The sequence below is a fragment of the Archangium sp. Cb G35 genome (assembly GCF_001896145.1).
Taxonomy (GTDB): Bacteria; Myxococcota; Myxococcia; order Myxococcales; family Myxococcaceae; genus Archangium; species Archangium violaceum.
Map to the genome: position 1 here is coordinate 1 of NZ_MPOI01000016.1, position 22,560 is coordinate 22,560.

Annotated in this window: 16 protein-coding genes and 1 pseudogene; 10 read left to right on the forward strand and 7 right to left on the reverse strand. The window is 70.8% G+C overall.

The genetic code is table 11. From position 1 onward, the window contains the following. The 4 genes and pseudogenes from BO221_RS40560 to BO221_RS40575 all read right to left on the reverse strand — a co-directional run. Positions 1 to 389 (reverse strand): annotated as a pseudogene (locus tag BO221_RS40560) (glycoside hydrolase family 16 protein); the annotation flags it as partial. Positions 390 to 476: 87 nt separating this feature from the next. Next, positions 477 to 2,285: a M4 family metallopeptidase gene (locus BO221_RS40565; RefSeq protein WP_073566304.1), complete on the reverse strand. Its 1,809-nt coding sequence runs from the start codon at positions 2,283 to 2,285 to the stop codon at positions 477 to 479. 213 nt (positions 2,286 to 2,498) lie between these two features. Then, entirely contained in the window at positions 2,499 to 3,830 is a 1,332-nt protein-coding gene (locus tag BO221_RS40570; protein ID WP_198956293.1) for a sigma 54-interacting transcriptional regulator, read from the reverse strand. 138 nt (positions 3,831 to 3,968) lie between these two features. Beyond that, positions 3,969 to 6,725: a tetratricopeptide repeat protein gene (locus BO221_RS40575; protein WP_073566305.1), complete on the reverse strand. Its 2,757-nt coding sequence runs from the start codon at positions 6,723 to 6,725 to the stop codon at positions 3,969 to 3,971. Between the two features lie 133 nt (positions 6,726 to 6,858). Between BO221_RS40575 and BO221_RS40580 the strand changes: the two genes are divergently transcribed. From BO221_RS40580 to BO221_RS40610, 7 genes are all read left to right on the forward strand, one after another. Beyond that, on the forward strand, positions 6,859 to 7,806 hold the full coding sequence (locus BO221_RS40580; RefSeq protein ID WP_073566306.1) for a C39 family peptidase: 948 nt from the start codon (positions 6,859 to 6,861) through the stop codon (positions 7,804 to 7,806). Between the two features lie 102 nt (positions 7,807 to 7,908). Then, complete coding sequence (locus tag BO221_RS40585; protein ID WP_073566307.1) at positions 7,909 to 8,667, forward strand: TadE/TadG family type IV pilus assembly protein; 759 nt, start codon at positions 7,909 to 7,911, stop codon at positions 8,665 to 8,667. Next, complete coding sequence (locus tag BO221_RS40590) at positions 8,664 to 10,151, forward strand: pilus assembly protein TadG-related protein (protein WP_073566308.1); 1,488 nt, start codon at positions 8,664 to 8,666, stop codon at positions 10,149 to 10,151. The genes BO221_RS40585 and BO221_RS40590 overlap by 4 nt, the downstream gene beginning before the upstream one ends. Beyond that, entirely contained in the window at positions 10,151 to 11,215 is a 1,065-nt protein-coding gene (locus BO221_RS40595; protein ID WP_073566309.1) for a TadE family protein, read from the forward strand. Before BO221_RS40590 ends, BO221_RS40595 begins: the two co-directional genes overlap by 1 nt. Continuing rightward, a complete protein-coding gene (locus BO221_RS40600) occupies positions 11,209 to 11,889 on the forward strand; it encodes a hypothetical protein (protein WP_073566310.1) in 681 nt (226 codons plus the stop codon). The genes BO221_RS40595 and BO221_RS40600 overlap by 7 nt, the downstream gene beginning before the upstream one ends. Positions 11,890 to 11,901: 12 nt before the next feature. Then, a complete protein-coding gene (locus tag BO221_RS40605) occupies positions 11,902 to 12,816 on the forward strand; it encodes an RluA family pseudouridine synthase (RefSeq protein ID WP_073566311.1) in 915 nt (304 codons plus the stop codon). A gap of 9 nt (positions 12,817 to 12,825) precedes the next feature. Beyond that, positions 12,826 to 13,437 (forward strand): TIGR02265 family protein, encoded by a 612-nt coding sequence (locus BO221_RS40610; protein ID WP_083682218.1) that lies wholly within the window; start codon positions 12,826 to 12,828, stop codon positions 13,435 to 13,437. Positions 13,438 to 13,456: 19 nt separating this feature from the next. On the opposite strand, the gene BO221_RS40615 is transcribed toward BO221_RS40610, so the two are convergent. Continuing rightward, the gene (locus BO221_RS40615) at positions 13,457 to 15,082 is read right to left on the reverse strand and encodes a S28 family serine protease (RefSeq protein ID WP_073566312.1); all 1,626 of its coding nucleotides are present in this window, start codon (positions 15,080 to 15,082) and stop codon (positions 13,457 to 13,459) included. Positions 15,083 to 15,335: 253 nt separating this feature from the next. Here BO221_RS40615 and BO221_RS40620 point away from each other — a divergent pair, with 253 nt between their 5' ends. Further along, the gene (locus tag BO221_RS40620; RefSeq protein ID WP_073566313.1) at positions 15,336 to 16,055 is read left to right on the forward strand and encodes a hypothetical protein; all 720 of its coding nucleotides are present in this window, start codon (positions 15,336 to 15,338) and stop codon (positions 16,053 to 16,055) included. Positions 16,056 to 16,061: 6 nt separating this feature from the next. Here the strand turns inward: BO221_RS40620 and BO221_RS40625 are convergent, their stop codons facing one another. Continuing rightward, positions 16,062 to 17,078, reverse strand: coding sequence for a glycosyltransferase (locus BO221_RS40625; protein ID WP_073566314.1), 1,017 nt, complete (start codon positions 17,076 to 17,078; stop codon positions 16,062 to 16,064). A 21-nt stretch (positions 17,079 to 17,099) separates the two neighbouring features. On the opposite strand from BO221_RS40625, the gene BO221_RS40630 reads away from it, so the two are divergent. After that, positions 17,100 to 20,792: a hypothetical protein gene (locus BO221_RS40630; RefSeq protein WP_073566315.1), complete on the forward strand. Its 3,693-nt coding sequence runs from the start codon at positions 17,100 to 17,102 to the stop codon at positions 20,790 to 20,792. Between the two features lie 4 nt (positions 20,793 to 20,796). Here the strand turns inward: BO221_RS40630 and BO221_RS40635 are convergent, their stop codons facing one another. Next, complete coding sequence (locus BO221_RS40635; RefSeq protein ID WP_233166483.1) at positions 20,797 to 21,666, reverse strand: hypothetical protein; 870 nt, start codon at positions 21,664 to 21,666, stop codon at positions 20,797 to 20,799. Between the two features lie 58 nt (positions 21,667 to 21,724). On the opposite strand from BO221_RS40635, the gene BO221_RS40640 reads away from it, so the two are divergent. Then, the gene (locus BO221_RS40640; protein ID WP_233166484.1) at positions 21,725 to 22,522 is read left to right on the forward strand and encodes a hypothetical protein; all 798 of its coding nucleotides are present in this window, start codon (positions 21,725 to 21,727) and stop codon (positions 22,520 to 22,522) included. Positions 22,523 to 22,560 lie beyond the last annotated feature (38 nt).

Below are 22,560 nucleotides of genomic sequence, written 5' to 3' on the forward strand. Positions count from 1 at the left end.
GAGTAGAAGGAGCGCGGGCCRTAGCCGGTGCACCGCGAGTCCACGGGGTTGTCGCCCGTGCGCTCGGCGGTGATGACGAGCTTGCCGCCGCCCACCGTGACGTTCTGCGCCCGGGGGAACTCCAGCTCGCCCGTGCCGAAGTTGCAGTTGTTGGTGACGGGGTCCCAGTTGCTCGTCAGCACGGTCCAGTTGTTGCCGTTGACGGCCGTGCCGTTGAACTCGTCCTGCCAGACGAGGTTCCAGCCGGCGCCCGGGTTGTAGCCCAGCTCCGCCTGCTCATGGATGCCGAGTGCCTCGGTCTCGGATTCCACGGTCTCGGGGGCGCAGCCGGTGATGGCGGCGAAACAGCTCGCGGCCACGAGGCTCGAAATGAGGGTGTGTCGGGTCATGGTCTTTCCTGTGTGAAATACGGATGAAGCGCTCCGTGTGGAGCGCTCCGTCCTTGGGGGAGGGCACTGCGGGGGGGGGGAGACTGCTCAGTTCACGCCCACGGCGGTCCAGCTCTCCTGGACCTTCTTCACTTCGGCCGAGTTGGCGCCGTAGAGGTCCGTGGCGGCCTGCACCGTGGCCTGGCGGGCCTGGGCGAAGGTGGTCCGGGGCGTCATGTAGTGCTCGAGGGCGCGGGAGAAGACCTTCAGGCCCTTCTCCATCCCGATGCCGTCCTTCACCTCGAGGCCGGAGGTGCGATTCTTCCCGCCGTTGGCCAGCAGGTAGAAGGCGTTGTTGGCGATGCCGCTGGAGCCGTGGACCTCGGTCTGCTTCGGGTAGTTCTTGTAGTTGTCCACGGAGTACCCGTCCTTCGTCGGGTCATCCATGTAGCGCAGCGCGTCCCCGTTGCCGTTGGCCGGCGTCCACGCGTCCTCGCCCACCTTCCAGTCGAACTCCACGGCCTTGTTCTTCTGCGACGCGTACCACTCCACGCCCGAGCCGATGATGTCGCTCATCGCCTCGTTGAGGCCGCCGGACTCGCCCTCGTAGATGAGGCCCGCGGTGCGCTCGGTGAGGCCGTGGGCGATCTCATGCCCCGCGATGTCCAGCGTGGTGAGCGGGCCGGCCGTCTTCCCGTCTCCATCGCCGTAGTTCATCTGCGAGCCGTCCCAGTACGCGTTCACGAAGTTGTTGCCGATGTGCACGTTGGACACGAGCTTCTCGCCCTTGCCGTCCAGCGAGTCGCGGCCGAGCACGTCCTTCATGAAGTCGTACGTCATCTGCGCGCCGTAGTGCGCGTCCACCGCCGAGCGGTTGCGCGTGGGGTCCGTCGACTCGCCCCACACGTCGTTCTTGTCGGTGATCTTCACCGGCCGGCTGGCCTGCTCCTTGTTCTGCGCATCCAGCGTCACCACGCCCTTGCCGCGGCTCGCGTCCTCCAGGCTGAAGCTGCCATCCGCGTTCTTCGTCGTGGAGAGCTCCACCTTGCCGCTGTAGAGGCTGGTGTCATCCGCCTTGCCCGTCACGGGAGTGGGCTTGCCAGGCACGGGCGCCGGGGCCGCCGGCGTGGCGCCAGCCGTGGTGCCGCCCGCGCGGGCGTGGGGCAGCTCGATGCCGCCCATCTGGTTGAAACTGGTGAGCATCTCGCCGCTGTTGGCGTCCACCAGGTAGTTCATCCGCCGGGGGCGCTCGTCGCCCTCGAGGCCCTTGGTGTGCGTGAGCTCCACGTGGAAGGCCGAGTGGTAGTTGCCGTCCTTGCCCTGGAAGACGACGCGCTCGGCGGTGGGCGCGCGATCCGTCCGGCCCGCGAAGTCCTTCTGCGCGATGGCCAGCGCGTCATCGGCCGTCAGCTTCACCGGCTGCGAGCCCAGGCCCGCCGGAATGGTGGAGACGCTGCCCGTGAGGCCCGACACCTTGCCCTGCGCGTCCAGGTGGCTGACGAGCTGCTCGCCGAAGACCTTCACGCCCTCGTGCGTGCGGTCCAGGCGCACGTGCGTCATGCCCAGCGCGTCGCGCTCGACGGAGCGGGGCGTGACGGCCTGGGAGATGCCGGCGCCGGGCGCCACGCCGCGGGCCAGCGAGCCCGTCTGCTGCTGGAGGAAGTCGAGCGACTTCTGGATGGCGGTCTGCGCCTGCGGGCTGCTGAGCGCCAGGGGGCCCGTGGCGGGGGCGGCGGCCTGCTGCGCGGTGAGCGCCACCGCGGTGCGCTTGCCGGTGGACGCGAAGCTCGAGGCCGACTCGAAGCCCGAGGCGTTACGGGCCTGGCTCTTCGGCGAGCTCACCGGGAGCTCGCGGGGGGTGACGGGCGTGGTGGTGGTGGCGACGGAGGGCTTCTGCGCGCGGTTGGAGATCTGCATGGCGGGAGTCTTTCTTTGAGTGGGTCTTGTGCGCAGGACAGAGCAGGTTGTGTGCCATGCGTCGCGTCATGGCCCCACGAACCCCAAGCTCTTGAATTCACACGCACTGCCCACGGGGCTCCCACCGGGGATGGTGACACCCGTCACCACGCCGCACCGGTCTTCCCCTGGTGACTGCTGTCACGGAATGGTGACAGCAGTCATCACCTCACCTCACGCGCCGCCGTCGCGGTCCTCGAGCCCGTGTTTGCGCAGCAGCTTGCGGAGGTAGACGCGGTCGATGCCGGCCTCGCGCGAGGCCCGCGAGATATTGCCCTCGCAGCGCTCGATGAGGCCCTTGAGGTAGTCGCGCTCGAAGCCCTCGATGAGGCGCTCCTTGGCCTCCTTGAAGGGCAGCTCCATCTCGGCGGTGGCGGTGCGCGGTGCGCCCGGGACTCCCTCGCCGCCGGGCAGCGGGGGCATCTCCGGGAGCGCCTCCTCGCCCAGGTTCACCACCTGCTCCACCACGTTGCGCAGCTCGCGCACGTTGCCGGGCCACGGGTACTGGGTGAGCAGGGCCCGCGTCTGCGCCGACAGCGTGCTGGGCGGCTTGCCCATCCGTCCGAGCACGGCGTCGACGAGCAGGGGGATGTCATCGGGCCGCTCGCGCAGGGGGGGCAGGGTGACGCGCAGCACGGCGAGCCGGTGGAACAAGTCCCGGCGGAACTTGCCCGCCTTCACCGCGCCCTCCAGGTCCACGTGCGTCGCCGCCACCACCCGCATGTCCACCGTGCGGTAGTCGTTGGCGCCCACCCGCTTCACCTGCCGGCGCTCCAGCACGCGCAGCAGTCTCGGCTGCAGGTCCAACGGCAGCTCGCCCACCTCGTCGAGGAAGACGGTGCCGCCACCGGCCCGCTCGAAGGCTCCGGCGCGGTCGGACTGCGCACCGGTGAAGGCGCCCTTCACGTGGCCGAAGAGCTCCGACTCGATGAGCGAGGGGGCGATGCCCGCCAGGTCCACGATGATGAAGGGCCCCTTGCCGCGCTTGCTCTCCTGGTGGAGCGCCTCGGCGCACAGCTCCTTGCCGGTGCCCGTCTCGCCCTGGATGAGCACGTCCGAGCCGCCGGGCGCCATGCGCTCCAGCAGGGTGAAGACCTCGCGCATCTTGCGGCTGCTGCCCACCAGGGCACCGAAGCTCTCGCGCGCCGAGAGCAGCAGCGAGCGCTCCCGCGTGTCCTCCGGCACGATCTTGAACTCGGTGGTGCCCAGGGTGACGACACTGCCCGCGCGCAGCTCCAACTGGGAGAAGCGCAGCCCCTCGCAGAAGGAGCCGTTGCGCGAGTCCATGTCCACCGCGAGCACGTGCTCCTGGTGCACCTGCAGCTTCAGGTGCTGCCGCGAGATGGTCTTGTCATTCAGGACGATGTCACACGTGGGGGCCTTGCCCACCGTGTACTCGCCGTGCTCGAGCGAATGACTGCGCCCCGCATCCGGGCCGGAGATGACCAGCAGCTTCAGCCGCAGCTGTGCTGGACCGGCACGGTGGAGGGGCACTGTCGCGCCCATGGTCTCTTCATCTTCATGCGACGCAGCCACGGCGTGGACGCTACCACGCTCCACGTCCTCATGACACCGCTTGTCGACCCGGTGGGTACACGAGTGCCATGACCCTCACTCCCCGCCCTCTCACAGAGCGAGAGGGAGTTACAGGCGCGTCGGGCGGCGGGAGGGCTTCGCCGGGCGGCGCTTGGACTTCTCCTTCTTCTTGGGCTCCTCCTCCTTCGGGAGTGACTCGAGCCAGGAGTCCACCTCGGTCACGCGCGGCGCCATCCCGGCCTGGGTGAAGCGCTCGCGGGCCCGGGCCGCCTCGGCACGCGCCTCCGGCTGCTGGCCGGACACCCACAGCGCACGCGCCAGCGCGAAGCCCGACACCGCCAGCATGTCCGGCGGGGCCTCGGCGAAGGTGACCGCCTGCTTCAGCGGCTCGACGGCCTCGCGCTCCCGCTTCAAGCCCAGCAGCGCCTGTCCCACGCCGTCATATGAGGGCTGGAGCAGCATGTCCTCGGGGGGCAGCGCCTTGCGCTTGGCCGCGAGCGCCGCCTCGTAGATGGGCAGCGCCTCCTCGTAGCGCTTGAGCTCCAGCAGGCACATGCCCACCTCATCCAGCGTCTCCGCCGTGGGCATGCTGTCCTTGCCGAAGGTGGCCTCGCGGATGCGGTTCGCCGCGCGCGCATGCTCCAGGGCCTTCTCGTGCTGGCCCATGTCCCGCAGCGTCCAGGACATCATCACGTGGCGCCGCGCCATGTCCGGGTGCAGCGGGCCCACCGACGCCTCCGTCTGCTTCAGCGCCTCCTCCAGCAGCGGCAAGGCCTGGGCGTACTCGCCCATGTCCCGCATCACGCGCCCGAGCAGGAACGTGGTGCGCGCCCGCTTCGGATGGCCCGTGGGCAGCACCTTCGCGTGGAGCTGCCTCGCCTGCTCCAGCAGTGCCTTCGCCTCCGGGAGCTTCTGCTGGGAGATGGCCAGGTTGGCCCGGTTCACCAGCACGTCGCTCTCCAGCAGCGGCTCGCCGCCCAGGCGCCGCAGCGTGGCCTCCGCCAGCCCGGCCCAGCCCTCCGCCTGCCCGAAGTGCTGCTGCCCGTCCTCCACGAAGAGCAGCTTGTTGAGGATGGACACCTTCATCCGGTCCGCACGTCCCGCCTCGGCGTCGTAGACGGACCGCGACAGCAGCTTGGACGCCTCCACGGACTCGCCCAGCTGCTCCTGGAGCCAGCCCTGGTGGAAACGCAGCTCGGCCACCAGCGGCAAATGCCCGGTGGCCAGCACCGCCGCCTCCAACTGGTTCGCCTTCTCCTGCGCCATCGGGTAGCGGCCCGCGTCCACCATCACCTTCACCTCGGCGAGCCGCTCCTCCAGCCGGGTGATCTCCGCGCGCTTCGCCGGGTCCGACGGCAACCGCTGCTGCTCGGAGAGCGACTCCACCTCCGCGCACTCCTGCAACGCGGGCAGCGCGTGCGCCGCGTCCAGCGCCTTCTCCACCAGGGGCCCGTCCGCCTCGGACAGCAGCCCCACCAGCGCTCCCAGGTCCTTGCGCCGCCGCTCCAGGCACACCACGCGCCGCGACAGCAACTCCTCGGGCTGTGTCCCGTGCACGCGCGTGGCCTCGCACGCCTCGGTGCGCTGCCGGGTCCACGCGGCCGCGTACTCCTCCAGCACTCCCGACACGCGCGCCGCCGTCTCCTTCGCGAAGGGCTTTCCGGTGGCCAGGAAGGACGCCTCCAGCTTGCCCTTCGCCGCCGGCTCCCACACCCCGGTCATCAGGTCCGCCGCGCCCGTGCACAGCCGCGACTGCCGGAACGCCACTCCTCCCACCACCGCCAGCCCCACCGCCGTCGCGCACGCCGCCGCCACCCACCGCTGCCGCTTCACCCGCCGCTGCTCCTGCGACAGGGCCTCCAGCAGCTCCTTCATCGACCCGAAGCGCGCCCCGGGGTCGATCGCCAGCCCGCGCATCAGCGCCTGCTTCACCCACGCCGGCACCTTCTTGTCGCGCGGCGGCTCCTGGATGAGATCCGTGGGGATCGGCTCCGGCTCCATGGGCTCGGTGCGCGCCGCGTCATTCGGCTGCGAGCGCGACGTCGCGTACGCCCGCATGCGCGAGGTCTCGAAGGCGCGCTTGCGGTAGAGGCCCCAATACAGCGCCGCGCAGAAGCTGAATTGATCCGAGCGCGAGTCCACCTCGCGCCCCTGGTACTGCTCCGGCGACATGTAGTTGGGCGTGCCCATCACCACACCCGTCTGGGTGAGGTTGGCCTCCAGCAGCCGGCGCTCGGGCGGCATCAGCTCCCGGGCCTCGTCGGACAGGTCATCGTCCCGCTGGGACGCCCCCACCTGGAGCGCCAGTCCGAAGTCGGTGACGTACACGCGGCCGGCGCGGGTCACCAGGACGTTGGCCGGCTTGAAGTCGCGGTGCACCAGCCCCGCCTCGTGCGCCGCCACCAACCCCCGGCCCGCCGCCAGGAACCGTTCCAGCACCTCGCGCCAGGAGTGCTCCTCCTCCAACCAGCCGCTCAGCGTGCCCCCGTCCGCCAGCTCCATGGCGAGGAACACCTGATCTCCCCACATGCCCACGTCGAAGATGGGGATGACGTTGGGGTGGGACACCCGGGCCATGGCCTGCGCCTCGCGCAGCAGCCGCGCCCGCGCCGTCTCCGAGGCCGACTCCCCGTCCGGCGTCTGCAGCAGCTTGAGGGCCACCTTGCGATCCAGATCCGGATCGAACGCCGAGTACACCACCCCCATGCCGCCCTGGCCGAGCCGCTCCAACAGCAGGTAGCGCCCCACCTGGGAAACCGGGGGCACGTCCTCCGGAGCCCGGCTCCGCTGGGACCGGGATCGGCCGGTGTTCGGTGCCGACTCTCGCGTACCCTTCCCTTTGCTCCGGCTCTTCGAGTCTCTCATGGGTTGCCGAACATTCTAACTGGACTGTTTCTACGGAAAAAGGGTACATAGTGCGTCGTCCGAAGAAACTTGTGACGGCGCGCGTCGATAAATACGCAAGATTCGCGATTTTCCAAATCAGGTGGGCTGCGAGATGAGCGTGAAACTGTCCTCGATGCTGGGTAACGCCCTGACCCGGGCGCTGGAAGTCCCCTCTCAGAGCCGTGTCCAGGCTCCGACCGCGCCCACACCCGAGGTGTCGCCGGCCAGCACTCCCGCTGTGTGCATCCCGGGCAGCACGGACGCCTTCGAGACGGTGTCCAAGGCCCAGAAGGAGTGGGAGTCGAAGTTCGCCGAGGTGGTGCAGGCGATCGCCCCCGAGCTGGAGCAGCTGGCGCCCCTGGAGACGAAGTCCCTGAAGAACCTGGCCAACTCGGTCAACGAGTCGCACAACGTGGTGGCCGGGGACCAGTACGAGAAGGGCAAGTGGTCCAGCTCCACGCCGGTGCTCCAGCAGACCGAGGACAGCAACTGCGGCGCGGCGGCGGCGGCCATGCTGACGAAGTCCAAGGGCGGCAAGGAGGGCGTGTCCGGCAAGGCGCTGATGGACGATCTGGGCTCGCGCTACGGCACCAAGGACGGCACCACGCCCAAGGAGATGGCCAAGATGCTCTCCAACGAGGGCATCGCGGTGAAGGGGAGCACCACCACCGCCGACAAGAACTCGCTGGAGAGCACCCTCAAGAGCGGCGGCAAGGCCGTGGCCATGGTGGACTCCAATGAGATCTCCTCCAAGGGCGGCGCGCAGGCGCCCGGCAAGGCGCACTGGGTCGTCATCGACGGCATGGACGACCAGGGCCGCTTCATGGTGAAGGACCCGGGCAGCGCCTCCAGCTACTTCGTGAAGGGCGAGGAGCTGAACAAGGCCATCGACACCGGCCGCAACACCCACCAGTCCGGCGGCGTGCTCCTCCTGGAGAACGAGCAGGCCCCGGCCACCGTGCCCGTGGCCGAGCAGGAGGCGGAGCAGAAGGCGGAGGCGCTCGGCGACACGCCGGGCACTGGCTCCATGGCGTCCCGCTTCGGCCGTGAGTCTTCCTGAGCCGGGCCGGGTTCCACCTCATATTCCTAGAAAACCGGATTCGTCTTTTCCATATCGTATCGTATGGATTTCGGATCCGGGGAGGGTGCAAGGTACGCCGCCATGTATCGCAGGGACCGCACCAGGGTCGGAGAGTCTGGCCAGGCGACGGTCGAGGCGGCGCTTACCCTCCCGTTGACGATCTTCCTGCTGCTGGGGACGTTGCAGCTCTTCCTGTTGCTGCAGGCGCGGGCGCTGACGGAGTACGCGGCGTTCCGCGCCGTGCGCACGGGCAGCGTCAAGCACGGGGACTGCGAGGCCATGACGCACGCGGCGCTCGGGGTACTGTTGCCCACGTTCGCCCGGACGGACTCGCCAGCGGCGCTCGGAGTGGCCTTCCGCAACCACCGGGACAACCTCTACCACCCCGGGCGTGACTCGGGGCACTCGGGCTCCATCGTGTGGATTGCCCGCGAGCGGCCCCTGTCCGGCTCCATCCCCGAGAACGAGGAGGAGTCCTTCGACGACGTCAACCGCTACGGCAGCGTGGAGGACGTGGTCCGGTTGGAGGCGCGGCTCGTCTTCTGGTTCCCCATGCGCATCCCCTTCGCCAACTGGGTGCTGGGCCGCATGTTCCTGGCCCAGCTCGGGTTGCGCGAGTACTCGTCCACGGATCCGCTCATCCCCGCCCGCACCGCGAACTGGGGCGGCCGGGCGCCTCCCGTGCTGGACCTGGCCATCCGCGCGGAGCTGCTCGAGCGCGCCGCGCGCCACGAGTACGTCTTTCCGCTCCAGGCCACCTACGCCATGCGGATGATGACGCCCGCGCGCCCCCGCTACTTCCGCAGGCAGAACTGCCCGCTCACTCCGGAGGGCCTGTGAGCTTCCGCCGCGCTCGAGGCCAGTCGTTGGTGCTCTTCAGCCTGACGATGCTGCTCGTCGCCGTCATGGTGTGTCTCACGCTCTCGTTCTCCATGAAGGTGCGCGAGAAGATGGAGACGCAGAGCGTGGCGGACCTGGCCGCCTACAGCAGCGCGGTGGCCACGGCGCGTACCTTCAACAGCATCGCCCTCACGCGCCGCGCCCAGACGGGCCACCTGGTGGCCATGTCCGGGGTGCTGAGCCTCACCAGCTGGACCAGCATGATGCGCGCCAACCTCAACGCCGCCCGCCTGGCGGCCCAGGGGTGTCCCGCCGCCGCCGCCGCCATGGTGGCCCTGGACGAGCAGAACGCGGAGATCGAGCGGAAGTGGCACGAGCTGGACTCCCGGGCCGGTGTGCAGGCCTACAACATCCAACTGATTGGCATGCATCTGGCGAGCATGCAGGGCGAGATGTTCGGCCGGCTGCAGGAGGCGGTTTCCGGCGGGGATGCCTCGTTCGTGGCGCAGATGGCGGCCATGGCGAGCAAGGGCAGCCCGTACAGCAAGGAGCTGCGCGCGGGGAAGACGCCGGTGTCCGTGGGCGAGCTGATCCACGCCACCGCCGGGGGCGCCGGCCACGCCCTGGACATGGCCATGGCCACCCGTGGCTATGGCTTCATCACCCGCCGCCAGGGTCTGCCGGCCTTCGTGGGGGACCGGGGCATCCTGGGCGCTCTCGGCGCGGCGGGAGGCACGGCGCGCGTCCTCAATGGTGGCGGCAGCGCCTATTGGGGCACGTCGCTCGGGCATGGCGGGCGCGCGGACAAGACGTGGTTCACCTGGGCCGAGGACCACGCCCTGGTGGAGGTCACCTTCCCCGGCTGTGCTCCCTTCCGCGTGAGGGCCACGGCGGGCGTGAAGGCCACCGACCTCGAGGATGGCAGCGATACCCACTGGTGGACGCCCACCTCGCCCGTGCTCGGGGCGACGGATCCGGGGATGGAGAATCAGTACCGGCACACGCTCCTGTCGTGCTGGCCCCGCACCAACTGCCCGAGCACCTTCATCGGCGGCATGACGTACAACACGGCCGACGACGAGAACGGCAACCTCTGGGCCCAGCCGAAGCTCTTCGCGCTCGCCGAGCGGGACTACAAGGTGCGGGGCCCTCGGAGCGATCCGTGGAACCTCCTGTTCCGCTTCCGCTTCACGCCCGAGCGCGTCGGCACGTTCGACAGCCGCGGCATCGTCCTGGCCAATGGCACGGACATCAGCGTGCAGTCCGCGCTCGCCACCGGGCTGGCCTACTACCACCGGCGCGGACGGTGGAACGAGCCGCCCAACCTCTGGAATCCCTTCTGGCGCGCCACGCTCGTGGCCGCGGACATCGACGCCGGGGGAGACGTGCGGCGCGGCGGCAACGACATCCCCAACACGGTGGGTGGCACCGCGGGCGATGCCCTCCGTCAGCTCATCGCGGCGGGCTACAAGGGAGTGCACTGATGAGGGCGGCGCTCCAGCGGCTCCCGCGAGGGCAGTCCACGGTGGAGCTGGCGCTGTGCCTGCTCGTCTTCGTCACCGTGTTGATGTTCGGCATCCACTTCGCCGAGGTGGGCTACCTGTCGCTCAAGGTGCACGAGGCCGCCGTCTCCCCGCTCTGGGACAGCACGGCCTTCCGGGTGCACCGGATGCTCGAGAACCGGGAGAAGGTGAGCGACTTCGGGGCCTTCGACTCCATCGCCCCGCGGGTGATGGGCAATGCCCAGGCGCGCTACCGCGACTTCGACGGGCGCAGCTCCACGCCGGGCACCCGCACCCACGTCACCCAGGTCTTCACCCGGGTGGATGACATGCAGGTGCGGTGCGACCGGGACGATGAGGTGGAGTTCGACCTTCCCCGGAGCCGTCGCCCCGCGCTGCGCTCGCCGCAGCCCGGCAACTGGGGCACCTTCCCGCCCGGACAGGACGTGGGGGAGCCCACGGACAGTGTGCTCGATGGCATCTTCGAGAACGTGGGCGGCGTCAGCTGCGCCGCCGAGGCCCACGTGGAGGGGTTGCCCACGCTGCCCACCTCCTTCCTGGAAGGGGAGGGAGGGTTCTTCCGGGAGAAGCACTCCACGCGGCTGCGCATGAAGACGTGTGCCTCGGGCCGCCCCGTGGGAGGCAAGTGCGAGGGCCGCTACGGCATCCTGCTGGGGGACTTCGGCTTCTCGGATCCCGAGGTGAGCGGGCACTGCCCCCTCCGGCCCGAGCAGCCGGACGTGCCCTGCTCGGAGAACCGGGCCTTCTATTACTCGGCCATGAAGGTGTTCGACGCCAACGGGCGCGCCGCCGGCCGGGATGCCTCCGAATTCGCCGAGTTCTTCGTCGGCTACAGCCCCATCGACGAGGGTGGCTTCTTCATGAGCTACCGCGGCGAGGAGGACGACTACATCGAGCGGAGCACCCCTCGCGGCGAGTCCCAGGACGAGGTGGATCGGCCGAGGAACACCGGCGGCGTGGACCACAAGCCGACTCCCAATCGCCGCCCGTCCAACAAGTGCTTCCTGGGGCTGTCGGAATGCTGAGCTGTCTGCTGGTGCTCGAGCTGCTGCTGGCGGCGGCGCCCGCAGAGGCGTCCCGCGAGCCCTTCCAGTGGAAGGTGCCCGGGCTGGTGTCCGTGGTGGACGTGCCGGACACGATGAACGTGGGCGGCATCCCCGTCCGCATCCAGGTCTACTCCTCCAAGGAGAAGCTGGAGCGGCTCCTCCAGTACTTCGCCACCGCCTTCGACGACGCGGGCTTCTACATCCAGCGTCATCAGCCCCGGCTGGCCGCCGAGCCCCACCTCACCGCGCTGGATACGCGCACCTTCACCTCGTACACCGTCGTCCTCACGCCCGAGCCCGGAGGGCTCACCACGGTGGTGCTCGGCCAGGCGCGATTGGGGGAGGCCCGGCCGGCCGCGGCTCCGAGGTTCCTGCCCGTGTACGACGGGGCCATGAATGTCCTGTACGCGGACCTCGAGGGCGCGCGGACGCTGACGTACCGGGCGCCCGGCAAGGAGGCCGAGGTGCGGGGCTGGTACCGCGACCAGCTCACGCGCTCCGGGTTCAAGGCGGAGTCCCCCCAGGTCTTCCGCCGCGGGGCGCAGGAGCTCCGGGTGTCGCTCTCGCAGGAGGGAGGCTGGGTCCAGGTGGTCATCTTCCTGAAGACGGGCGGAGAGCCGCCGCCGCTGGAGCCCGAGCAGGAAACGCGGTAGGGACAGCGGCCCATGAAGCGCCGCACCTTCCGAGTCGAAGCCGCCCACACGGGCCGTCCCCTGGGTGAGGCGCTGGTGGCGGAGCTGGGCCTCCCACGCGAGGAGGCGGAGCGCCTGGTGGGCGTGGGCGCGGTGTACGTGGCCGGGCGCCGGAGCCGGGACGCGGGCTCGCGGCTGGCGGCGGGACAGGTGGTGACGGTGGTGCTGGAGGAGGGCGGACAGAGCCCGCTCACGGCGCCGCCGGCCTCCGCGCCCACGTTGCGGATACTTCACGAGGACGCGGACGTCATCGCGGTGGACAAGCCGGCGGGGATGACGGCGCAACCCACGGAGGGGCGGGTCGGGGACAGCCTGGTGGACCGGGTGGGCGAGTACCTGAAGCGGCCCGCGGGACTGGTGCACCGGTTGGACAGGGAGACGTCCGGGGTGACGGTGTTCGGGAAGACGCCCCAGGCGACCACGGCACTGGCGGAGGAGTTCCGCGAGGGCCGGGCACGCAAGCGCTACCTGGCGGCGGTGGGGCCGGTGGCGCTGCCACCACAGGGCACCATTGATCTACCGCTGTCGAAGGATCCGTCGCGGCCGGGGCGCTGGCGGGCCACCCGCGCGGCGAATGGGATTCCCGCGCTCACGGAGTACCGCGTGCTGCACGCGGGGCCGGATTTCTGCCTCGTGGAGCTGTTGCCCCAGACGGGGCGGACGCACCAGTTGCGCGCGCACCTGACGGCGCTGGGCGCACCCATCCTCGGGGACAAGCGTTACGGGGGCGCCGCGCGGGCAGGAGGAATCGAGGCGCCGCGCTGCCTGCTGCATGCCCAGGCGTTGGAGTTGGGCCACCCGCGCACGGGCGCGCCGGTACGGTTCGAGGCTCCCATTCCCGAGGATCTCGCGCGCTTCTTCGAGGCGGCCGGTATCGCCGGGCGCTAAAAAGAGCACATGGGGAGTACCGAGAAGTCCATGGAGTTCTGGCTCGAGGACCTGGCGCGGCGCAGGACCTTCGTGAAGCCGGAGGAGCACACCATCCGGGGCTTCTTCTTCAATGGAGTCCTGGAGAACCTCCGGACGCTGGGGGACGAGGCGCTGGTGAGGCGTTGCCTGGAGGCGTGCGGCCAGGAGCGCTTCATGGACTTCTTCAGCTACTCCACGGATTCGATGTTCCTCATCCTGTCCACCGCGCTGCCCACGCTCGCCGAGCGGCATGGGGGCGCGGAGGCCGCGCTGCGGCAGATGGGTTACCAGGCCTCCACCGACTTCCTGGCCTCGGTGGCCGGCAGGGCGATGATGCTGCTGGCACAGGGGAGGAGTCCCAAGCCGTTGATCAGCAGCCTGCCGGCGGCCTTCCGCGTGGCGATGAGCTACGGCAGCGTCCAGGTGGAATGGCTGGGGCCGCGTCAGGGGCGCATCAACGCGCGGGGCAGCTTCATGTCTCCCCCATTCATCGAGGGGCTGTTGCTGAAGGTGCTCGAGGCGGCGGGGGCCCGGGGAACCCAGGCCACCGCACGCCCCTCGGGAGCGCTCGACATCGTGTGCGAGTTCTCCTGGGAGTGAGCTGCCCCCGTCCGGATGCCTACGGGGCGGTGCGCTGACGCAGGCGCGGCGGGAGGTGCGGAGCGAACTCCTCGAACTGGGGCTCCTCCACCCAGGCTGGCGGCGTGCTCTTCAGCCCGGCGGAGGAAAGACCCGCCCAGCGGAGCACGGTCCCGTAGGCCTCGGAGCGCTGGGGCTCCGGCAGCCGGCTGATGCTGCTGCCGTGATTTCCGCCCGGCACCACGTACAGGTAGGCGTCACTGGCGCGTCCCAGCGAAAAGGCCGCCGAGGTCCAGGGATCGAGCTCGCCGTAGATGAACATCAACCGCTGGCCCCGCGTGGACACCCAGTCCTGGATGTCCTGCATGGCGGACTCGCGGAAGACGAGCGGCAGGCCGAGCGGTGCATAGACCGGCGCGACGTCCGTGTCCGGGAAGTGGATGAGGTCCCCGAGGAAGTCGTCGTACGCCCCGGGCCAGCCCAGCTCCACCGACGCCTGGTAGTAATAGGGCGCGTAGTAGCCGAGGCCGTTGGAACCGTTATCGGCGAACGCGGCCAGGCCCACCTCGCTGTTCATCACGCTCATCAACTGCGCGCCCGTCGCCTCGCTCCCCGGGAAGATGTCGCAGTTGGCCGGGGAGTTGTACTGCCAGAAACCGAAATAGGTCTCGATGACGGCATGCTCCAGCGTCCGCTCGAAGCCGAGCTGCGTGTACGTCAGCTTGTTGTCCTGCGCGTAGGTGCGCAGCAGCCCCAGCATCTCCTCGCGGCGCCCCAGCACCGTGCGCTGGAAGGTGTGGATGCGCTCGCGGCAGGCGGCCTGGGCATCGCCACCCACGGCATGCATGAAGGCGGGGAAGCGCGCGTCGTCCTGGAACGCGAGGGGCGCCACGTAGGCCACCGTCGCGTCCACGTCGTCCGGGTAGAAGCGCCGGTTGAACACCACCGTCTCACCGCCCTTGCTGGCCCCCGTGGACAGCCAGCGGCCGCCGTAGATGGGCTTGATGGCCTGGACGATGCGGTGGAAGTCATCGGCGGACTGCTTGATCGTCAGCAGGCTCCAGTCCGCGGGCTCCGGGCGGCTCGGCAGGAAGAAGCGGTGCTCGACGGAGAGCTGGTTGGCACCCAGCATCGAGGTCAGCTCGCGCCGGCTCGGGCTCGTGGAGACGTAGTAGCCGCCGGTGTAGAGCACCATGGGCGCCGTGTCCGACGTGTGCAGCAACGTCAGGCGCTGCTGGAAGCGCTGGCACTCCGGGTTCGAATGATCCGCCGGCTGGTCGTACTGCATGATGAAGAAGCGGTAGCCGGTGGGGACTCGCGCCCCGTTGGGGTTCTCCTGCACGGTGAGCCCGGGGATGGCGCGCAGCCGCTCCAGGATGTCCAGCGACGTGTCCTGGAGCAGGGCCTTGTTCGCCACCGCCTCCACGAACGCCAGGCCGGTGCCGCACTGATTCGTGCCGCCGTCGGATTGTCCCGTGCCAGCGTCCGGCTGCTCCGTGCCGGAGTCTGGCTGCTCCGTGCTGGCGTCCGGCTGTTCCGTTCCGGCGTCACTGACGCCAGCATCCGGGGTGGGCTTGGGGTTGTCGCCGCAGGCTCCCAGGGAGAGCAGGAGCAGGAGGGGCGTCAGCAGGAAGGGGGACCGGGTGACACGGTCGGTGTAGCGCATGGACTCCTCAGGGGATTGGAGCAGACCCCGTGCGTGGGACTGCCTGCGCCATGTTACCGCACGCTTCGGACGTCACCGCGGAGAGCAGGAGGGACCCCTCCGGGCCCGGTCTCGCCAGACTTGTCCAACAGTTGGACAAGTTCGTGAAGAGCGCGCCCGGGAGGCGGGCTGAAGTCGAGGGCGTGACTTGCGTACACGGTGAGGACACACTCACCCCTGAACGGACTTTGTTCCGATGGCTTAGGATCGCCTCATGTCTCGAAACAGGGTTGCCGCGGCGGCCTTCAACAACGCGCGATGGTGCGATGCGGTTTGCCGTGCTCATGGGCACCCGGGTGAGCTCACGGATGCGCTGTGGCTCAACCGCGCCGAGGTGCCACCGTTCTATCCCAACGTCGTCACGCTCACGCCCGAGGGAGGGGCCCGGCAGTTGGAGGCGATCTCCGCGCTCGCGCTGCCGGGGCGCTGGGGCGTCAAGGACAGCTTCGCGACGCTCGACCTCGCGCCACGGGGCTTCGAGGAGCTGTTCTCCGCGCAGTGGATCCAATTCTCCTCGGAGAGAATGGCTCCCACCACTGCCAGTGGAGCGCGCTGGGTCCAGGTCCGTGACACGGCCGCACTGGCCTCGTGGGAGGCGGTCTGGAGAGGTCAGCAGGGTCCGGCTCCAACGCACGCGGTGTTCCGCCCCGGCCTGCTCGAGGACACGGGGGTGAAGATTTTCGCCGCGTACCACGAGGACACCCTCGTCGCCGGAGCCATCGCCTATCGCGCCGAGGGCGCCGTGAGCCTGTCGAACACCTTCTTCGCCGAGTCCCGGGCCGGAGTGCTGCGCGCGGAGCTGCTCGGGCAACTCCTGGCCGCGTTCCCGGGCCTGCCCCTCGTCGGGTACGAGCACGGTGACGAGCTGGCCGCGTGGTGTGAGCTGGGCTTCGAGCCCATCGGGCCCCTCAGGGTCTGGCTGAAGAAGACGTAGGCCGTTTCACGCGGCGCAGGTGAAGTGCACGCCCTCCACCCAACCGAGCGCCGTGAGGGCCGTCCGAATCTCGTCTCGGATGCCGCGCACGCCCACTGCCGCGATGAGGTGCGTGTCCTCGGGCGGCGCTCCCAGTGACTCCGGCGCGTCCACCGGAATCCCGTGGATGCGCGTGCCCACCTTGCGCGGGTGCACGTCGATGAAGCGCTTCACCCGTGCCCCCTCCGCCAGCAGGAAGCGTGTGAGCGTGAGCCCTCCCGGACCCGTGCCCCATACCGTCAGCGGCCTCCCCGCCACCTCCCGGCTTCGCGCCAGGTAGCGCGCCTTCACCCAGATGAATCGTTTGTGCGCATACCTCGGGTCCGTGCGCGTCAGCCGCTCCGTGCTGTCCCTCCAGCGCAGCAGCACCTCGGGCACATTGTGCATCCCGTGGCCCCGGTGGATGAGCTTCAGCCACAGGTCGTAGTCCTCCGGGAAGTCGCCGTGCTCCCAGCCGCCGGCCGCCACCACCGCCTCCCGCCGCAGGCACACCGACGGGTGGCAGATGGGGCTCTCCACGAAGCGCTCGCGGTGCAGCCGCTCGGGCGTGGTGAGCCCGTTGAGCCACGCCGCGTAGTCCCTCATCGAGGGGCTCACCGGCTGGTCCTCCCGGAACATCTCCACGCCGGTGCCCACGCCGCCCAGGCCCGGGTCCGCCTCCAGGGCCGCGACGCTCGCCTCCAGGCGCCGGGGCAGCGCCTCGTCGTCCGCGTCCATCCGCGCCACGTAGGGCGAGGTGGCATGGGCCAGGGCGAGGTTGAGCGCGGCCACCAGCCCCCGGCCGCCCCCCTCCAGGACCTCCACCCGGGCGTCCCGCTCCGCCAGCCCATCGAGCACCGCGCGCGTCCCGTCCGTCGAGCCGTCGTCCACCGCGAGCACCCGGATTTCACGCAGAGTCCCTTCGAGGAGGCTCTCCACGGCGCGCGCCACGGTGCGCTCGGCGTTTCGGGCGGGCAGGAGGACGGTGACGACCGGAGGCTGCATCCTGTGTAGACTGCCCCACCCATGGGTGGCGTGAGAAACGGCAATGCCCCGTCCGGGCCGGGCACCGGCGTGCCCGACCTCGTGGAACGGCATCGCCAGAGCGCCGCGCGGCTGCTCGAGGAGGGCCATGCCCCCCAGGCCTTCGGCGAGCTGGTGCGCGCCAGCCGGACCCTGCCCATGACGCCGCGCCTGGCCTCGGTGCTCGTCACCTTCGCGCTGCACGCGGGGACCGAGCCCGCCGTCATCGCGCTGCTCTCGTCCGCGCTCGCCCACACCCAGGGGGAGACCCGCCGCGCCGTCCGGCTCCAGCTCGCCCGGGTGTTGCGCCGGGTGGACCAACTTCCCCGGGCCGTCGAGGCGCTCCAGGCGCTCGTCGACGAGGATCCCGAGGACCGCCGCGCCCGCCGGTTGCTCGACGTCCTCTTCCGCCGCCTCTCGCGCCACGAGTCCTCCGCCGAAGGGGACTCGGAGGCCGAGGCCCTCGCGGTTCCCATCGTGCAGGGCCAGGCCCTCGTGGAGGTAGAGGCGCCGGAGCCCGAGGAGCGAAGCGCGACCGTCGAGTTCTCCTCGCCCTGGCTGGAGGACGAGCACACGGTGGAGGCCTCGGGCCCGCCGGATGCGCGGTTCGTGCCGCGTACCCCCCAACCCCGGGCCGGGCCCGCTCCGGCGCCCACCCCTCCGGCTCCCGCCGCTCCCACGCCCGTGGCTTCGGCTTCCCCGGATGACCGGCACAGCACCGTCCTCGAAATGCAGGTGCCCGCGGCTCCGGCCCCCTCGGATGACCGGCACCGCACCGTCCTCGAGATGGAACTGCCCGCGGCACCAGCTCCCTCGGATGACCGGACCCGGACCGTCCTCGAAATGCAGGTGCCCGTGGCTCCGGCTCCCGCGGATGAGCAGCACCGCACCGTCCTCGAGCTGGAGCTGCCCGAGGTCTGGGCGCAGATCGATGAGGAGCCGACCTCCGAGGCCTCCGGTCTGCCCTTCGCCATCTCCGGGCCTCCTGCTTCCGCGCCCCGGGATGACACCGCCGGGGAGGCCTCCAGCCACCGGCGCACGACCCTCGAGATCACCGATTTTCCGGAGGACGAGGAGACCTCCACCGACGCGCCCGTCGCCCGGGTCGAGTCCCCCGTTGTCCCTCCGCCCGCCGGAGTCAGGACGCCCGCCCCCGTTCCCTGGAGCAGTGAGGAGGACACCGAGCGCTCCCGGGCCTTCGTGCCCCGGCAGGAGAACCCGGAGGAGACGCGCCAGGAGGCCCAGCTCATCGCGCGCCGGGCCTGGCGCGAGCTGGCGCAGTTCTACCTGGACCGCGCCGATGCCACGAAGGACCTGTCCGTCCGCGCGGAGACCCTCACCCGGCTCGCCGAGCTGCTGGAGAACGAGCTGCAGGACCTGGCGGGCGCCGCCCGGGTGTACGGGCAGATCGTCGCCCTCACCGGGGACCAGGCCGCGCTCGCCGAGCAGGTGCGGCTCGTGTCCCAGCGCACGGATGGCGATGACTGGGTGGTGTGGCGGGTGCTCGACGAGGCGGTGCAGCGCGCGAGCAACCCCCGGGCCCGTGCCGCCGCCTTCCTGGCTCGTGGCGAGCGGCTGCTGTCCGCCGGTGAGACCGCTCGCGCCCGTGCGGACTTCGAGGCCGCGGTGGCCATCTCTTCCCATTCGCTGCCGGCGTTGATGGGGCTCGCCCGGAGTGTCTCGGAGCCGGACCGGGCCGGAGCCGCCGAGCGCCTGCGCGCCGCGCTCGCCGCCGTGCACCGCCGCGTACCCCACCGCGCCGAGGGACTGCGGTGTCTCGCGGAACTCGCCGGAGGGCCGCTGGCCGATGCGCGGCTCGCCCACTGGGCCTGGTCGGAGGTGCTCGCGGAGGAACCCGAGGACGTCGTCGCGCAGGACCACCTCCTGGAGGTGACGCGGCGGTTGGGCGACAAGACCGGGTTGAGCCGTCTGCTGCGCGCCCGCATCGCCCGGGAGCCGCGGGGACTGGCGACGCGCAAGGTCCGGCTGGAGCTGGTGGCCACGCTGGAGGCCGGAGGCGAGCGCGACGCCGCGCTCACCGAGCTGCGCCAGGCGGTGCGCTTCGAGCCCGGCCACAAGGAGGCGTGGCTGCTGCTGGTGGACCGGCTCATCGCGCTCGGGCAGAACGGCGAGGCCGCGTGGGCCATGGAGCACGCCGCCACCGCCACCGAGGATGATGACGCGCGGCTCGGCACGTGGGAGCGGCTGGCGCGCTTCTGCCGGGAGGTGCTGGGAGACGCGGCGCGCGCACAGGTGTACGCCAACCGGGCGGAGAACCTGCGCAAGGCCATCGCCGAGCGCGTGGCGCCCGCGCTGCACCCCGAGCCCCCGCGCAGCGCCGTCCCCAAGCGGGAGCAGAGTGGCTCGCGCACCGGCGTCCTCATTCCGCCACCGGGCGCGGTGGAGCTCACGCCCACTCCGGCCGCGGCGCCCTCCGCTCCTCCCGAGTCCGCGTCCACGGTCCTCGAGATGCCCGCGGTGTCCGTGCCCGTTGCTCCGAGCCGTCCGCCTCCGCCGGCCCGGGAGTCCGCTCCCGCGAGCCCGCCCCCGGCCGCGCCCGAGGAGCCGCCCGACGCGCCGATGCCCGTGGAGCGCACGCGGTTCATCGCCTGGGAGGCGCCTCCGGGGAAGATGGACCCCGTGCGCCGCAAGGCGCGAGGCCCTGGCTCGGTCTCCTCACCCGAGCCGCTCACGCCCTCCACCTCCTCCAGGCCGGCGCTGGCTCCGGCCTCGGCTCCCGCTTCACCTCAGCCCCCGGCCCCGGCTCCGGTTCCAGCCCCCATGGAGGGCACCCGGCCGGCGGCCATCGAGCGCGTGCGCGAGCGGCCCCTCGACGCGGCGGCCTACCGGGAGCTCTCGGCCTTCTTCGTGAGCCGGGGAGACTCCGCGCGCGGCTCGCTGATGGCGGAGGTGGCCGCGGCGCTCGTGGGGGAGAAGGACAGTGTCTCCCGGTTCCCCCGCCGCACGCTCACGCCCGAGGAGCGCGCGGGCCTGCGCCACCCCGGCCTGCGCAACCCGGCGGGCGAGCTGCTCGCCTCCGTGGGCCAGGCCCTCGTCCGGCTCTTCCCCTCCTTCGGCCGGGCCTCGGGCTCCTCCGAGCCGCTCCGGCCGGACTCGGGCCCTGGCGCCCGTGCCGCCCTGGAGGTGCTGCAGTCCGTGGCCCGCCTCCTCGACGCGCGGCTCCCGGAGGTCTTCCTGTCCGAGGAGGATGGTCCGCCGTTCTCGCTCGTGCACCCGGGGGCCCCGCGCCTGCTGGTGGGCCGGCTCGCGGTGCGCCAGGTGTTGCCGGAGCTGGAGCTGCGCTTCTTCGCCGGACGGGCCCTGTCCTGCCTGGGGCCGGATCTGCTCGCGCTGCGCTGCCTGAAGAAGGACCAGTTGCTGCGCGCGGTGGCCATCCTGGCGTCGGTGCTGCGGGGCGGGACGGAGTTCGGCCCCGAGTCCCGGGTGGTGCGCGAGGCGCTGCACCCCAACGCGCGGGCCCGGGCGCTGACGTTGCTGGAGTCGGCCCAGAAGGAGTTCGACGCGGCGGCGCTCGCGGAGGCGGCACGGCACTCGGCCAACCGCGCGGGGCTCGTCGCGTGTGGAGGCCCGGGGACGGCGGTGGCGGCGCTGCGGGCGCTCAAGTCCAGCGAGCAGGAGCTGGTGGAGCTGGTGCGCTTCTCCGCCTCCGAGCGCTACCTCCCGCTGCGCGGCTGAGGGCTCACTGCACCTGCACCTTGAGGGTGACGGCGACGAGCCGTCCATTCTCTCCGCCGATGTCGTGGCGGTACGCGATGTCGATGCCACCGCCCGGCGTCAGCACGCCGATGCCCACGCCGAGCTGGGAGGAGCGGGTGAACCCATCCCAGGTGTAGCCGGCGCGAACGGGGAAGCTCTGCCCGAACAGGTACTCCATGCCGCCGCTGTAGGTGAGCGTGGTGGTGTTGTTGGTTTCGAAGTCGGCGCGCACGTCGGCGGCGAGGGTGAGGAGGCCGGCGAACACTCCGGCGTGGGCCGTGTAGTAGCGGGTGAGCTCGGCGTTGCCGGTGCCGATGAGGTTATGGGCGGAGACGCCGAGGGAGATGATGGGAGCGGGGCGGAAGATGATGCCGGCGTCGCCGGTGATGGCGTTGGCCTGCCGGGCGCCGCGCATCAGCAGGTAGCGCGAGGAGACGCCGACCATCAGACTGTCGCCGAAGGGGATGGCGAGGCCCACGGTATTGAGGTGGCCGGTGGCGCGCTCGACGCCCTTGCCGAGGGAGATGAGCTGGTAGCTGACGCCGGCGGCGAGTGCACTGGTGGACGAGTCGGCGAGGGCGACCATGCCGAAGGCGTCCTTGCCGGCCCAGTCCCAGGCGCCGGTGAGTTCGATGCGGTAGGAGCGGAAGGCGGCGAGGGCGGCGGGGTTGCCGGTGCCCGACTCGGCGCCGACGCCCAGGGCTCGCCAGGCGCCGCCCATGCCGTAGGCGCGAGCGCTCAGGATTTCGCGCAGGTCCTCGGCGCGCGGCTGGCGCGAGGTGTCCTCCTGGGCGTGGGTCAGGGGGGCGAGCAGGAGGGTGAACAGGAGCGTCAGACGGTGCGACATCCGCATGAGAGCGCATCCTAACTGCCTTGATGGAGGGGAGGGCCATCACTAGATTCGCCGCCCCATGAAAGAGCCACAGAAGCGCAAGAGCGTGAAGCCAGCCGGGGCGGCCGTGATGAAGCGAGCCGTGGCGGTGTTGGGAGTCCTGGTGGCGATGAGCGCGGGCGCGTACGTGCTGCCGGGCGGCTCCATCCTGCGCCGGATGGTAGCGGCGCGAGAGGAGCTGCCGTCGACGTCGCTGAAGGCGGACGGCTCGTTGCACTTCTACGGACCGGTGGTGAACGAGGCGGGAGGCGCGCTGGGGTTGCCGACGGACCGGCCGGATCTGGAGGCGGACGGCACGGTGTATTTGAGGCTGCCGGGCCGTTGCCGTTTCGAGGCGAAGGCGCGGGAGGGCAACACGGTGGCGGCGGTGTCCTCGGGAGGCCGCAAGAGGGTGGAGGGCACGGAGATTCCGGCGGTGTCGGAGGCGGTGCAGCAGCTGTGCGCGGTGTTGGGAGTGAGGGCGGGGTCGGCGGTGGAGGGGCGGGACGTGGTGGAGACGCACCTGCGGGCGCTGGGAATCGATTCGCGCACGACCTCGCTGGCGCGGTTTGGCGGGGACGTGGTGTACGTGCTGGGGCAGCCGGGCGAGGGCAAGCCACAGTTCTGGGTGTACAAGGACGGCTTCCGGCCGGCGCGGGTGAAGTACAAGGACGCGAAGGGGACGGCCTGGGACGTGCGGTTCCTGGACTACACCTCGCCGGTGACGGGCGAGATGTTGCCGAGGAGCATCGAGGTGTGGCGAGGAGAGGACCGGGTGCTGCGCTTCACGGTGCTGACGGGAGACACGAGGGCGAAGCTCGCCGACACGCTCTTCTGAGCCGAGCACCCGCGGAAACGCAGAACCCAGGTTCCCCA

Coding starts and splice junctions, on each gene's coding strand:
- BO221_RS40640 (WP_233166484.1), top strand. CDS start 21,725: ATGAAAGAGCCACAGAAGCGCAAGAGCGTGAAGCCAGCCGGGGCGGCC.
- BO221_RS40585 (WP_073566307.1), top strand. CDS start 7,909: ATGTATCGCAGGGACCGCACCAGGGTCGGAGAGTCTGGCCAGGCGACG.
- BO221_RS40630 (WP_073566315.1), top strand. CDS start 17,100: ATGGGTGGCGTGAGAAACGGCAATGCCCCGTCCGGGCCGGGCACCGGC.
- BO221_RS40595 (WP_073566309.1), top strand. CDS start 10,151: ATGAGGGCGGCGCTCCAGCGGCTCCCGCGAGGGCAGTCCACGGTGGAG.
- BO221_RS40635 (WP_233166483.1), bottom strand. CDS start 21,666: ATGCGGATGTCGCACCGTCTGACGCTCCTGTTCACCCTCCTGCTCGCC.
- BO221_RS40625 (WP_073566314.1), bottom strand. CDS start 17,078: ATGCAGCCTCCGGTCGTCACCGTCCTCCTGCCCGCCCGAAACGCCGAG.
- BO221_RS40570 (WP_198956293.1), bottom strand. CDS start 3,830: ATGGGCGCGACAGTGCCCCTCCACCGTGCCGGTCCAGCACAGCTGCGG.
- BO221_RS40580 (WP_073566306.1), top strand. CDS start 6,859: ATGAGCGTGAAACTGTCCTCGATGCTGGGTAACGCCCTGACCCGGGCG.
- BO221_RS40565 (WP_073566304.1), bottom strand. CDS start 2,285: ATGCAGATCTCCAACCGCGCGCAGAAGCCCTCCGTCGCCACCACCACC.
- BO221_RS40610 (WP_083682218.1), top strand. CDS start 12,826: ATGGGGAGTACCGAGAAGTCCATGGAGTTCTGGCTCGAGGACCTGGCG.
- BO221_RS40575 (WP_073566305.1), bottom strand. CDS start 6,725: ATGAGAGACTCGAAGAGCCGGAGCAAAGGGAAGGGTACGCGAGAGTCG.
- BO221_RS40620 (WP_073566313.1), top strand. CDS start 15,336: ATGTCTCGAAACAGGGTTGCCGCGGCGGCCTTCAACAACGCGCGATGG.
- BO221_RS40600 (WP_073566310.1), top strand. CDS start 11,209: ATGCTGAGCTGTCTGCTGGTGCTCGAGCTGCTGCTGGCGGCGGCGCCC.
- BO221_RS40605 (WP_073566311.1), top strand. CDS start 11,902: ATGAAGCGCCGCACCTTCCGAGTCGAAGCCGCCCACACGGGCCGTCCC.
- BO221_RS40615 (WP_073566312.1), bottom strand. CDS start 15,082: ATGCGCTACACCGACCGTGTCACCCGGTCCCCCTTCCTGCTGACGCCC.